Here is a 13,877-nt window from a genome sequence, read left to right as displayed (position 1 = left end):
TCCGATACCGGCCATTTTTATGGCCATAGGACTGGGGATATCGGCTCCTGAATGGAAAGGGCAAACCGTATTTTGTCATGACCGGATTTCAGCTCTAAGAATTGGTCGTACTCCTTCCAAAGCTTTTCATAAATGTTAAGAACCGGACGGCATCGTATCTTTGTCATATCAAGAATCTGGTCCAGATTCCAGACAGCCATATCTACAATTTCAGAATCCAGATGGCCATCTCGTTTCATATTGATCAGTATGGTCCGTATGCGGTCCTTAGGAAAAGGCTCTTTATAGCTTCTGGTTCCTGTAAGGGCGCTTATGATGTCTGCAACCGCCACAAGTCGCTCCTCTGACGTAAGCTCTTTGGCGGTAAGGCCTTTTGGATATCCTGTCCCGTTTAATTTCTCATGATGGCGCAGGGCGATGCGGACAATGGAATCGTCAATCAGGCCCCCAAAGATTTCTTCGGTATGGTCCACATGCGTTCTCATGATCGTCATGGCTTCTTTGTTTAATTTTCCTGGAGATTCCAAAATATCAACGGGGATTGCAATCTTACCTAAATCATGAAGCAGAGACCCGCATAAGACCAGGTTCAGCTGTTCCTCCGAGAAACCTGCCAGTTGTCCAAGCTCGTAACTGATGCTGGTGGTGGCTATGGTATGAGTCACGGTGTAATGGCTTCGAAAGTCAATAATAAAAACAAGCATCTTTAGATATGCGGTAATTTCATCTCCGGATAAAGGGATCTGGGTTAAAAAATCTGCGTATTCTTTATCCTGTCTCCATTCCTCGTCAAGGGTGCCCTTAAAATCAAGAAGAGATGCAAGCTCTAATATGTGAGGGGCAAATATAGTATCCGTTCCCTGTTCTAAAGCACGAAAGGTATCTTCCCAGGTCATGTGCCCTAAGGACATGGATACATCAATCCGGTCGGCGATATGTATCAGCTGTGCCAGATCCTTTAGCTTATCACTTAGATGATCCTGGTCTTTCAAGTGTTTCCAGCCGATGTGATGAAGAAGCACTGCGGGTGCCAGCTCTTTTAAAGGAGAAAAATAATGGACAAAAAGAAACCCATAGAAGGAATGATTCCATACGTCTTTCGTCTCAAATTGTAGCATCCTTGAAACTTCCTCTGTTTTGAATGCTCCAATGTCATGAATCTGTGCTGCAAAGCAGATGTCCCGAAGCTCTTCATGGGAATACTGTCCTGTTTTCCTTATCATTCTGAAAATGATATAGGCTACGTGCGTGCCATGTTCTGTAAGTCTAGTGTCTATATAGCTGCAAAAACGACGGATAATTCCAAGAATACTCTGGTTGCTTATCGTTTGTGTGTATTGCATTTGCATGCAGCTTCCTCCTCCATGTATGTATGTCATAAGTCTACCATAATTAGCAATGATTGGAAAGATGAAATAGCGTCTTGAAACGGTTGAGAATAATATCCAGTAGAGGTATAATTATCCAGTGGAGTGTAAAAAAACAAATGATTGGAGGAAACACAACAATGAATCATACAGCAGGATATATTAAGCTGATTGAAGAGAAACTAATCTATGACAATCCCCTTTCCAACGAAGAAGATATCAAAGGTTTTATTCTGGAGGGGAAAGCCAGAATAAGCTTTGAAAACAATACCATGTGTCTGAAAAATGAACTGGATCATGGAATGGGGCAGCAGGCTAATTACGTACTATGGTGCCCGGAGGAATTTCCGGAAAATATAAAAATAACCTGGGAGTTTAAGCCCATCACCGATGAAGGACTCTGCATTTTGTTTTTTGGAGCATCCGGGAATGGGGGAAAGGATTTATTTGACCCGTCTCTTTCAAAGAGGACAGGGGAATATCCCCAGTATCACAGTGGAGATATGGATGCCTTTCATATTTCATATTTTAGAAGAAAGGAACCGGATGAAAGGAGCTTTCATACCTGCAATTTAAGAAAAAGCAGAGGTTTTCATCTTGTGGCCCAGGGGGCAGATCCCATCCCGGGGGCAAATGACTGCAACGATTTCTATCGTATGGAAGTCCGCAAATACAGCCGCAACATCCGGTTTTCCATTAACGGCCTTGAAATTTTTGAGTTTGACGATGATGGTATCTTATTTGGAGAGCTGATAAGGGGTGGAAAGATTGGCTTTCGCCAATTAGCACCGCTGACAGCAGAATATCGTAATTTTAAGGTGTATGCGCTATGTTGATGGACTTGTCAGGAAATTGGAGCTTATGGTATGACCATGTTACAGAGCCAATCCATGAAGAGCCACCAGTAAAACCAGATCGGATTGCCGATGGGCCTATGATTCTTCCGGGCATCCTACAGGGGCAGGGCTATGGAGAGGAGATTAAAAAAGATACCCAGTGGGTCAGCGGTCTTCATGACCCCTTCTGGTACGAGAGGGAAGAGTACCAGTTCGCCCAGGAGAGGGAGGTATCCATTCCATTTCTCTGTCAGCCTCCAAGGCATTTTATTGGACTGGCCTGGTATGAACGGGAGATTGAGATCCGGGAAGAATCCGGGGAAGAGATTTATTTACATATTGAACTGACCAGGTGGCGGTCATATGCCTGGGTGGACGGGGAATATAAGGGAAGTGACTGTTCTCTTTGTACGGCTCACGAGATAAACCTTGGCAGGCTGAAAAAAGGCGCTCATACTTTGACCGTCTTAATTGATAACCGGTTTCAGTACCCTTACAGGCCGGACGGCCATGGAGTATCCGATGCCCTTGGTGCATCCTGGAATGGAATGGCGGGAGATATTCTCCTTTTGAGCCGTGGGGAGATAGAAAAACGGGACAGGCAGCGCAAAGCCTATGGAGCTGCTCATCAAAGAACCATGGAAGTGAAAGACGGCATGGTTTTTGTTGATGGGCGTCCGGAATATTTTCGGGGAACTCATTTTGGGGGTGACTATCCTCTCACCGGATCCCCCTCCACGGAACTTAAATGGTGGAAAAACCTTATGAAGCTTATAAGAGAATGGGGATTTAACTTTATAAGGTGTCATTCTCTATGTCCGCCGGAGGCAGCCTTTTTGGCGGCAGATGAGGAGGGTATTTATCTACAGTCGGAATGCGGCATGTGGAATGTATTTAATGATGGCATTCCTATGGAGGAGGTGCTGAAAGAGGAGACCAGAAGAATTCTTCGGCAGTTTGGTCACCATCCTTCCTTTGTCCTGTTTTCTCCCACCAATGAGCCCTCTGGAAGCTGGTATGGGCCATTGAAGCGATGGGTGAAGGAGACAAGAAGCTTTGATGAAGGTCTGGGCTATGGAGGCAGAAGGCTTTATACGGCGCAGTCTGGCTGGTTTTATGAGGTACCTCCGAGGGATATTACAGGAACGGACTATATTTATTTCCATCGTTCGGCATATGGGCCGCTGCTGGGTGGAAATATCCGCAATCATGAAGGGTTCAAGGGAAAAGATTACCGAGAGTCACTGGAAGGTGCCAAGCTGCCTGTGATTAGTCATGAGATGGGGCAGTGGTGCGCTTATCCTGATTTCTCTGTGATTGATAAATTTACCGGGTATCTTAAGCCTGGAAATTATGAGGTGTTCCGGGAGAGTGCAAGGGCAAAAAAGCTTTTGGAACTGAACCAGGCCTTTGTCCGCTGCTCCGGCAAAAATCAGGTGATGATGTACAAGGAAGAATTCGAGGCTAATTTAAGGACTCCCCATATCTATGGATACGAGATGCTGGACCTTCACGATTACATGGGACAGGGGACTGCTTTGGTAGGTGTTTTAGATCCCTTCTGGGAGAACAAGGGATATGTGACTGCGGACGAGTTTAAGCAGTTCAATCAGGAAACTGTGATATTAGCCAGGATATCCTCTTATGTAATAAAGAATAGGGAACCGGTTACTATTCCGGTGGAGCTGTGCCATTTTGGAAAGAAAGATTTAAAGGATAGCATTGTAACCTGGAAGCTTGAAAAGGAAGAGCAGGGGAAGGCCGTTGAAGTGTTGGAGCAGGGAGAATTAAAAGCAGTCACTGCCTCTGCCGGGAAAAATATTCCCGTTGACACTCTATATCTGGATCTATCTTATGTCACAGAACCAGCAAAGCTTAAGCTGACTCTTTTTATGGAAGAGACAGAAAATAGCTGGCCTCTTTACGTCTATCCAAAGAAAGAGGAAAAAGAAAGGGAACATGTTCTATTTACCAGAGAATGGGAGGAGGCAAAAGAAGCCCTTTTATCCGGTGGCAGAGTGGTGTTTTCTCCGTTTTTATCCCAGCTGGATTTTGATTGTCCCCCTCTATCCATCCGTCCGGTGTTCTGGAACAGCCAGATGGGACCAGGCTGGTGCCGAAGCTTAGGGCTCATGATGAACCCGGGTCATCCCATCTTTCGCCGGTTTCCCACGGAGGAACACGGTGGCTGGCAGTGGGAGGATATATTAGGAAGCTCCAGAGGCTTTTTGCTTGATGAGATGCCGGAAGGCTTTGAGCCGGTGATACGGGCCATTGATGACTGGAACCGGAACCTGTCCCTTGGACTTTTAATAGAAGGAAGGGTAGGGAATGGAAGGCTTCTTCTCGTGAGCGCCAGTCTGGAGGGAAGCTTTGAAGAACGGCCGGCGGCCTGCCACTTTAAGGAAGCCCTTTTGTCCTATGCCGCCTCTTGGGAGTTTGCGCCAAAAGAGGAGATTCCTGTTGCAGCCATTGAAAAGCACCTTTTTCCTAATGACCGTATGAAGGAATTAGGGGTCCGGTATGTTGCGGAGAATGAGGCAGGGGTCACTAATCTGTCCTCCTTATCTGAGGAAAATCCCAACACATCTGTGTGGATAGAAAAAGAGAATTATCCCATTTCCGTGGATATCTGCATACAGGAGCCGGTAGCTGTCTCAGGACTTCTTATGGTACCGGATCAAAAGGACCGGATGCACCAGGGCTGTGTAAAGGATTACGTCATTGAAGTGGAAGTGGAGGGAGAATTTAAAGAGGCAGCAAGAGGAAGATTTTCGGCTTCTTTTTTGACTCAGAAAACGGTATGGAAGGACGCTGTGACCACAAAGGCCATCAGGTTTACTGCCTTAAGTGGATATGGGCAGGGAGAAAGAGACGAGTGGGAAGAGAGAGAAGATGGCTGGTATCAGGTAAAAGGGAGAGGCAAGGCGGCGATACAGGCTGCTGGTTTTCATCTTATCTTAGACGGTATGACAGACGGCAATGATATTGCCTATTGGAACGAGAACAGGAAGAGCAGGACAAAAGAGATTGAAGAATAATGTAAAATACGAGAACCGCTTGTTTTTGCAGTTTCTTTTGCTGGTGACGGTTCCTTTGATTGTTATGGGAATCGTATCTTACTATATTTATGTTAAGGGGGAGAACAGTAAGAGCGGACAGGCTCTTGATTCCTACTGCAAAAGTGTTGCAAACGAATATGAAAATGTATTTTCCTCCATTCGGGAATATTACTTAGACAGCACCGGCAGCACCTCGGTGAAATGGCTGGTGAACCAAAAGGAAGTACCTTATTCCAAGTATAAGGAATTAAAGCAGGCCCAAAACATGCTTCAGGGAAATTATTTTCTCTCTAAATATGTGAGCTTTTATAACTTCATGAATGTAAAGGAGGGCTGGGTCTTAAACAAATATGGGATGTATCCCATCAAGGATTTAAAAAACTTATCAGAGGTAGAAGCTTTTTTAGAAGAACAAAAGGAGATCCCTTTGTCCCTTTACTGGTTAAACCGGATGGATACTGCCAGCCCTTATGAGGGTACGGTAAAGGAATCGGGATTTGTGGACACGGCTGGTGAGCTTCTTGTTGTAAAGGAAGAGTACAGCAGTGTGGGAACGGTTTATGTACTGACGGTCCGCTTGGATACGGAACGGCTGGAAAACCTATCCGAGCCTTACCGAAAGCTTGGCTACGATGTGACTGTACTTAGCAATGGAAAAGTGCTGATGGAGACGAATCCGGCTCTTACTAAGGCGTATCGTGCCTCCTTAGAAGGAGGAGGGGTGAAAAGCGGAACCTATGCCTCTACAGGGGGGAAAAACTTTCGTCTAAGCGTCATGGAATCCGGAGGAAATGGTCTGACCTACATCACTGGTGTGGATACAGCGAAGATGAACCGGGAAGGAATCCCCTTTGTTCTGGCCTCCATTGCTATCATTGGTATTTTTGGAGTCATTCTTATTGTTTTAAGAGTTGCAGCCATCGCCTTTTCAAAGCCGGTCTTAATGCTTCAGAAGTTTGTAGATGACCAGAATGCGCAGATCCGGGAGCTTTTCTTATCCAATCTGTTAAAGGGTGAGTTAAGCATGGAAAAGATACAGGAGACCATGAAAAAGTATGGAATGGAAGCCTGGAGCTCTTACCGGCTGATCGCCATTTCCTGTAAGTTTGAAGAAAAAAACCCCCCGGTGACAAGGGAAGAAAGAGATGAGATCAACCGGGAGATCTTAATGAACCTGCCGGAAGGAGTGAGAGAGGCATTTTTCGTATCCCCAGTCATCCATGGGCATATGGCTCTTTTTATCATTGGAGAAAATGACGATCTTGAGGTGGATAATAAAACGGCTCTTGTCTACAAGCAGATTAAGGACCACGTGATGGAGATTTACGGTTATCCAGTGGCATTTGGCATCAGCCGTACCTTTCATAAGCTGACTCATACAGGCAGAGCCTACGAGGAATGCTCTGAAGCGCTTCACAGCAAGAACCATGACCGCAATGAGAATGGTTCTTCTCTGGTCCTTTACGATGATTATTCTCTCATGGATCCGGCTGGCAATGTCTACGATATGATTATGGAAGATGAACTGATCCACTCGGTGGACAGCTTAAATGAGGAAGAGGCAAAAAGGCTTTTGGAGCTGATTATGGGCAGAATGGAGATGAAAGGCGCCTCCGGTATGGAGCGGACGTTCTATATTACCAGGCTGCTTACGGCTGTCCTTGATATACCAGCCAGAGCCTCCCTGTCCCTTACGGATCTCTTTGGAAGTGACCAGTATAACGTGCTGACAAAGGCTTCTAATGTATACGGGCAGAAAGAGCTGGTCTCATTTATAATGGAAGAGATATTGAATCCTGTGATGACAGCCCTTTCAGAGGCGAGAGCTGCTGGCTCTTCTGATATTGTTAAAGAAGTAACGAGAATGATCAAAGACAAGAACGGAAATATAAGCCTGAATGAATGTGCCGATGCCTTAAGCTATCATCCCAATTATATCAGCAGGGTCTTAAAAAAAGAAAAGGGATTGTCATTTACAGACATGGTCAATGAAGAAAAGCTTAAAATAGCAAAGTATATGCTTTTGACTTCCACAGACTCTATCGCCGATATTTCAGCCAGATTAAATTATAATAACGTCCAGAATTTTATCCGCTTTTTTAAAAACCAGGTGGGGACAACCCCTTCCGCTTACCGGAAAGAGCATAAAGAATAGGATAAGCCCTGGAAATAAAATGATAATCGAGTGGTACAAGCCCCGATAAAACCTTGTGATTCACAGGGGATCGGGGCTGTTTTTATGAAAATAAACAGGTTTGATAATGATTATTTACAAAAGCGGGAAGCGTGATGTACGATAACTTCACCAAGGGGAGGCAAAATAGATGTCCCCCAAAAAGTGGAGGAGGAGAGAGAATGAGTCAGAACGCAATGCCTGTAAAAACGAAGCCCAGGGCAGGGACCATAAAGCAAACGCTTCAAGCTCATAAGTGGCTTTACATTATGATAATTCCCGGAGTTATCTACATGCTTGTATTCAGTTATCTGCCCATGGGCGGACTGATCATGGCATTTCAGGAATTCAGTCCTTATAACGGAGACACAATGCTGGGGGCGTTTATTCACAGTCCTTTTGCAGGACTGTCTGTGTTTCAGAAGTTTTTCACTGGGCCTGATTTTGTCCGGGTTTTAACAAATACATTGTCAATCTCTATAGCGAACTTGATTTTTTATTTTCCGGCGCCTATTATTCTGGCGCTTCTGTTAAATGAAATCAAGAACATGATGTTTCGGAGAGTGGCACAGACCATGGTCTATATTCCACATTTTATTTCCATGGTAATTGTGGCAGCCTTGACCGCCCAGCTATTTAGCACCACCGATGGTCTGGTATACCATTGGCTGGTGGAAATATTTGGCAGGAACCATGCCCCTGATATCATGTCAAATCCCAAGCTCTTTGTATCCATGATCGTGGGTCAGAGCATGTGGAAGGAAACCGGCTATGGAACCATTATTTTCCTGGCGGCGCTGTCTGGCGTTGATGTTCAGCTTTATGAAGCAGCAGAGGTAGACGGGGCAAACCGGTGGCAGAAGATGTGGCATATTACGCTTCCAGCCATTCGTTCCACCATTGTCATTATGCTGATCCTGCGGGTTGGAACCATATTAAATACGGGATATGAGCAGATTTTCCTGATGCAAAATTCTATGAACCGGGGAGTGTCCGATGTGTTTGATACCTACATCTATACAAAGGGTGTTGTAAACGGCAGCTATTCCCTGGCAACGGCAGCAGGCATGTTTAAATCCGTGGTCAGTATGATCATGGTACTGGGGGCCAATAAGCTGGCGAAAATGTTTGGAGAATCAGGATTTTATTGATCGGGAGGTTTTAAAATGGCTAAGACAAAAGCGTTAAAGATAAAAAGAAGTCCTGGAGATCAGCTGGTACAGATATTGATTTACCTCTTTGTAGGGGCATTTGCACTGATCACACTGCTTCCATTTGTATATATTGTGGCAGGCTCCTTTGCCACCGAGCGGGAGCTTACCGAGCGGGCATTCTTTCTGTTTCCCCGTACCATTTCCCTGAATGCGTATCAGTACATATTTAAGACAGGCGATGCAATAAAGGGTCTGATGAATTCTGCTTTTGTTACGTTTGTAGGAGTTATCATCAATATGACCTTATCCGCGACTCTTGCCTATCCGCTGTCAAGACCGTATTTTAAGGGAAGAAGATTTTTCACCAACATGGTAATCATCACCATGCTCTTTACAGGAGGTATGGTTCCTATGTATATGCTGGTGGCAAACGTGCTGCATTTAAAGAATACCTTCTGGGCACTGTGGCTTCCAGGGGCAATCAATCCCTTTAATATGATCATTATAAAGAACTACTTCCAGGGGCTTCCCATGGAGCTTGAAGAGGCCGCCAGAATGGATGGCTGCAACGACGGGCAGACGTTTATTAAAATCATTCTGCCTCTTTCAAAGCCTGTTCTTGCAAGTGTGGCTCTATTTTATGCAGTAACCCACTGGAATTCCTATTTCAATGCGATGATGTATATTTCCGACAGCAATAAGGAGGTCATTCAGATTGTATTAAGAAGAATCATTTTCCTCACTTCCAGTGTGGCAAATGACAGTGGTTTTGACTGGGGTGCCTTTGGTATGCCGCCTCAGAAAGCAGTAAAGATGGCAACCACCGTGGTTGCGACCATCCCCATTCTGCTGATTTACCCCTTCGTTCAGAAGTACTTTACACAGGGCGTTATGGTTGGCTCTGTAAAAGGATAAATAAAATGTTAAAAGGAGAAGTGTTATGATGAAAAAGGTGTGGAAAAAAGCAATGGCAATGACTCTTGCCGGTTCCATGGTATTACTTGCGGGGTGTGGAAGCAAGACAACCGGACAGACTTCGGGAGAATCCGGACAGACAACTGCGGGGGCAGCGCAGTCCGGGGCAGAAGGCGGAAAGGCAAATATCTCCATTATGGTGCCTCAGTTTTACGGTACCGAGTTAAAGAATGACCATTCCGATGAGGTTATCAAGCAATACGAAGAGCATACCAATACCCAGGTGGAGTGGAGAAGAGAAGCCAATGATACCTACAAGGAGAAGCTTGGCCTCGTCCTTATGGATAAAGACAATATGCCTATGATTGTTACCGGCAGCGGTGATCTGACTGCCAATGTGGTAGATGCGGCAAAGAAAGGCGCTTTCTGGGATTTAACTGAATTTTTAAAGGATACAGAAAGCTATCCAAACCTTTCCAAAGCAGATCCCAATGTGTTAAAAGCTGTCACTGTAGATGGTAAGGTCATCGCTCTTTACCGTGCCAGAGAAATCGGACGCTACGGCTTTTCCTACCGTACCGACTGGGCGGAAAAGGTAGGCATTACAGAGCCGCCTAAGACGGCTGAAGATGTTTATAATATGCTTTACAAATTCACCTATGAAGATCCCGATGGCAATGGAAAAGACGATACCTATGGTCTTGAAATGACCAAGTATGTAGGTCCCATTGATATTATGCAGACCTGGTTCGGAACCGGAAACAAATGGGTAGAACAGGATGGAAAGCTGGTTCCTGTGCACCAGACAAAGGAGTACCGGGAAGCTTTAAAATGGATCAAAAAGATCTATGACGACGGCCTGATCCGTAAGGACTGGGCAACGGTAGACTCCGGCACCTTTGGAGATGCTTGTAAAAAAGGAGAAGCAGGGGCATTTGTTGATGTTATGGATGGTGCAAAGAGAATCTGGAATTACTACATTCAAAACGATGTAAAATCTGTAGTAGATCCTACAAAAACAGCTACCATGACCTTAGTTGGACCAGTCAATGATAAAACTCTTGCAACCAGTGGATTTAATGGCTTTTATCTGATCACAAAGGCTGGAGCGAAAACAGAAGATGATGTAAAGAACTGTCTTCACTTCTTAGACAAAATGTGTGACGATGAGATGATGGTTCTGGCTGATTACGGCCTGGAAGGCGTTACCTATGATAAAAATGAAGCTGGCAAAGTAGTGATGAGAAATAAACTGGAAGTACAGCAGACACCAAACGTAGGATTAAATTCCGTTATTGCTTATATTCCAAACTTAACTCCAACCAGTCCAACCCTGGAAAAACAGGAAAGCACAATTGCTCAGGAAGAAGCCATTGCAAAGAATAAAAAAGTTGCCATTTATAACCCGGCACTTGGATATCTGGCTAACTCCGTAGTCAATGCAGAAGTTGGAACTGACATCGAGCAGATCATTGACGATGCCAGAACCCAGTACATCTGCGGGCAGATTGACGATGCCGGTTTTGATGCTGCCGCAAAGCAGTGGTTAGACCGTGGCGGTGACAGACTGGTTAAAGAAATCAATGAATTATATCAGCAGGATACTGCGAAGTAGATACTGCGAGGTGGTTGAACATAGGCGGTACAGACCCTTTGCAGGGACTGTACCGCCTGTTTTATCGTAGAGTGAAAGGAATGGAAGCGTCAAACAGGCGCAGATGGAGGAAAAAGTGAAGCTGCATAATCTAGGAAACAGACAGAAGACAGGTTATACCACATGGGGATGTATGTGGCAGCAGGGAGCGTGCAAGAAGGAAACGGGATATGAGCTTAAAAATGAGAACGGAAGAACCGTTCCCATGCAGTCCAGAATCACAGCGTTCTGGCCGGATGGTACGGTCAAATGGTCAGCCCATACTGCATGTGCCGATGAACTGACGGAAACCATTGAAGTGCTGTTAAAGGAAAAAGCTGGCTATGAATCTAAAGACAGCGATTCGGGCCTTCAGGTAAAAGAAGCCCAGTCAGGCTTTTATGTGGAGGCAGGAAACCTTTGCATCCACATTCCAAATGCCGGAGATTACCTCTTTGATGAAGTCCTCGTAAATGGAGTGAAAAGAGCCGGGAAGGCCTGTCCCGTTCTCTTATTGGAAGAACCCATTGCCATAGGAAGTAAAACTGGTAAACTGGAAAAAAGGTATCAGGGTATGGTGGAAGAGGTTTCACTGGAAGAGACGGGACCGTTAAGGGCAGTCGTAAAATACCGGGGAAGTCACGTATCTTCTGACGGTGATAAAAAGATTCCATTTATTATTCGAATGTATGTAGGACTTAACAGCAGTGAGCTTTCCTTTACCCATACCTTTTTATACGACGGAGATGAGAATAAGGATTTCTTAAAAGGAATCGGCCTAACGTTTCAAGTTCCCTTGTCAGGCCCCATGTATAACCGTCATGTGATGTTTGAAGGAGATAACGGCATATTTCATGAGACCATGGCAGAGCTTCTCACCTGGCGTCCCAGAGTTCCTTCAGAGATTTATAAGGCTCAGATGAATGGAGAGCGTCTGGAGCTAAAAGGCAGTGAGTTAGAAACCGTAGAACAGGTAATGCAGGATATGCCATTTTGGGATGAGTATGATTTCTGTCAGGACAGTCCCAGCCATTTTCGGATTAAGAAAAAGACCGCTATCCCAGATTGCTGCTATCTGGACAGTCTCCATGGACAGAGGACCATGGGAGGGGCTGCCTTTGGAGGAGAGAATGGAAGCGTTCATTGTTCTATTCGGGATTTCTGGCAGACCTATCCGTCCGGCTATACCTTTCGGGGACTTACGATGGAAGAAGCAGAAGCAACCATATGGCTGTATAGTCCGGGGGCGGAAGCCATGGATTTCAGACATTACACAGATAGAGGATATAATCAGGTCTATTACGAGGGCTATGATTATAAAGGTGCTACTCCTTATGGAATTGCTTCCACCAGCCAGTATTCCATTTCATTTCATAAGAGTATGATTCCCACGGAAGAAGAATTATCCGGTTTTTCCAAGGCAGTCACGAATCCGCCCCAGTATGTGGGAGAACCGGAATATTATCATAATCTGGATGCATTTGGTCATTGGTCTTTGCCGGAAAGGAAGACTGAGGTGGAAGCATGGCTTGAGGATCAGCTGGACTGTGCCGTTCAGTTTTATCAAAATGAGGTAGAACAGAGAAACTGGTACGGACTGTTTAATTATGGAGATTTCATGCATACCTATGACCCGGAGCGTCATCAGTGGCGTTACGATATGGGAGGCTATGCCTGGGATAATACGGAGCTGGTTCCCACCTTATGGCTTTGGCTTTCTTTCCTGCGGACCGGGCGTCCGGAGATATTTACTTTGGCAGAGAAGCTGACCCGTCATGCCTCTGAGGTGGATGTGTATCATATGGGCAAATATAAAGGACTTGGCTCCCGCCACAATGTCCGTCATTGGGGATGCCCCTGCAAGGAGGCCCGCATTGCCATGGCTGCCCACCACCGGTATTATTACTACATGACAGGTGATTACCGGCTGGAGGACATCTTTTTAGAGTTAAAGGACAATGAGTTGACCTTCCTTCAAAAGGACCCACTGGCAGATTTTTATAAGAAAGAAGAAATGATCTTTCCAAGTCATGCCAGAAGCGGACCTGACTGGTCTTCTCTTTGCGCCAACTGGCTGACCCAGTGGGAACGTTTTTTAGATGAAGGGTATTTAAAGAAAATTCAGATTGGTATGGAGGATATTAAAAAGGCCCCCTTAAAGCTGATATCAGGACCTGATTTCGAATTTGATCCAGAAACCGTACATCTTCGCTACATTGGAGAGCGGGCAGCAGGTGGCACCCACCTTCAAATCTGCATGGGAGCGCCACAGATTTTTATGGAAATGGCAGATTTGATGGGAGATGAAGAGTGGAAGGAGATGATGGCAGATTACGGAAGGTTTTACTATCTGCCAAGACAACAGCAGCTAGAAGAATCCGGGGGAATCATTGGAGACAGGGAATTTTCTCTTCCTTTTATGGCGGCTGCCATGGGAGCTTATGGAGCTTGGTATTTAAAGGATGAAACCCTTGCTAAGACCACCTGGCGCCATCTGCTTCATGCCATGATTTGTGAAGGAAATCACAATGGGTTTCAGATCACCACGCAAAATAACAAAGGAAATCATAAGCAGCTTACTGAAATTCCCTGGATCAGCACCAACTTTGTGGCACAGTGGTGCTTAAACGTAATATGCGCCTTAGAGTTTATCCGGAGTGAGTTGCCTAAGTCCTTATTGGAAGCCGATGAGCTGGTGGAGACCATGTCCTCGGAAAGCTTTCATAAAGCCTAGAAA

The 13,877-nt window shown here is 45.3% G+C and carries 8 protein-coding genes; 7 read left to right on the top strand and 1 reads right to left on the bottom strand.

Going from position 1 to position 13,877, the window contains the following annotated elements:
• Positions 1-17 precede the first annotated feature (17 nt).
• The gene (locus tag OW255_RS17165) at positions 18-1,349 is read right to left on the bottom strand and encodes an HD-GYP domain-containing protein (RefSeq protein WP_051464579.1); all 1,332 of its coding nucleotides are present in this window, start codon (positions 1,347-1,349) and stop codon (positions 18-20) included.
• A gap of 158 nt (positions 1,350-1,507) precedes the next feature.
• Here OW255_RS17165 and OW255_RS17160 point away from each other — a divergent pair, with 158 nt between their 5' ends.
• The 7 genes from OW255_RS17160 (at position 1,508) to OW255_RS17130 (ending at position 13,874) form a co-directional block, all read left to right on the top strand.
• A complete protein-coding gene (locus tag OW255_RS17160; RefSeq protein WP_268114762.1) occupies positions 1,508-2,203 on the top strand; it encodes a DUF1961 family protein in 696 nt (231 codons plus the stop codon).
• On the top strand, positions 2,197-5,244 hold the full coding sequence (locus tag OW255_RS17155) for a glycoside hydrolase family 2 protein (RefSeq protein WP_268114761.1): 3,048 nt from the start codon (positions 2,197-2,199) through the stop codon (positions 5,242-5,244). Before OW255_RS17160 ends, OW255_RS17155 begins: the two co-directional genes overlap by 7 nt.
• Positions 5,234-7,420 (top strand): helix-turn-helix domain-containing protein, encoded by a 2,187-nt coding sequence (locus OW255_RS17150; protein ID WP_268114760.1) that lies wholly within the window; start codon positions 5,234-5,236, stop codon positions 7,418-7,420. The genes OW255_RS17155 and OW255_RS17150 overlap by 11 nt, the downstream gene beginning before the upstream one ends.
• Before the next feature lie 200 nt (positions 7,421-7,620).
• Positions 7,621-8,589 (top strand): ABC transporter permease, encoded by a 969-nt coding sequence (locus OW255_RS17145; RefSeq protein WP_024835073.1) that lies wholly within the window; start codon positions 7,621-7,623, stop codon positions 8,587-8,589.
• A gap of 15 nt (positions 8,590-8,604) precedes the next feature.
• The gene (locus OW255_RS17140; RefSeq protein WP_024835074.1) at positions 8,605-9,507 is read left to right on the top strand and encodes a carbohydrate ABC transporter permease; all 903 of its coding nucleotides are present in this window, start codon (positions 8,605-8,607) and stop codon (positions 9,505-9,507) included.
• Positions 9,508-9,532: 25 nt separating this feature from the next.
• Complete coding sequence (locus OW255_RS17135) at positions 9,533-11,122, top strand: extracellular solute-binding protein (protein WP_051464580.1); 1,590 nt, start codon at positions 9,533-9,535, stop codon at positions 11,120-11,122.
• 115 nt (positions 11,123-11,237) lie between these two features.
• Positions 11,238-13,874: an exo-rhamnogalacturonan lyase family protein gene (locus tag OW255_RS17130; protein ID WP_268114759.1), complete on the top strand. Its 2,637-nt coding sequence runs from the start codon at positions 11,238-11,240 to the stop codon at positions 13,872-13,874.
• The last annotated feature ends 3 nt before the right edge of the window (positions 13,875-13,877 follow it).

The organism is Lacrimispora xylanolytica (genome assembly GCF_026723765.1).
Classification (GTDB): domain Bacteria; phylum Bacillota; class Clostridia; order Lachnospirales; family Lachnospiraceae; genus Lacrimispora; species Lacrimispora xylanolytica.
The sequence above is the reverse complement of the archived record's forward strand: the minus strand, read 5'-3'. Positions and strand labels throughout refer to the sequence as shown.

Coding starts and splice junctions, on each gene's coding strand:
- OW255_RS17145 (WP_024835073.1), top strand. CDS start 7,621: ATGAGTCAGAACGCAATGCCTGTAAAAACGAAGCCCAGGGCAGGGACC.
- OW255_RS17155 (WP_268114761.1), top strand. CDS start 2,197: ATGTTGATGGACTTGTCAGGAAATTGGAGCTTATGGTATGACCATGTT.
- OW255_RS17135 (WP_051464580.1), top strand. CDS start 9,533: ATGATGAAAAAGGTGTGGAAAAAAGCAATGGCAATGACTCTTGCCGGT.
- OW255_RS17160 (WP_268114762.1), top strand. CDS start 1,508: ATGAATCATACAGCAGGATATATTAAGCTGATTGAAGAGAAACTAATC.
- OW255_RS17165 (WP_051464579.1), bottom strand. CDS start 1,349: ATGCAAATGCAATACACACAAACGATAAGCAACCAGAGTATTCTTGGA.
- OW255_RS17140 (WP_024835074.1), top strand. CDS start 8,605: ATGGCTAAGACAAAAGCGTTAAAGATAAAAAGAAGTCCTGGAGATCAG.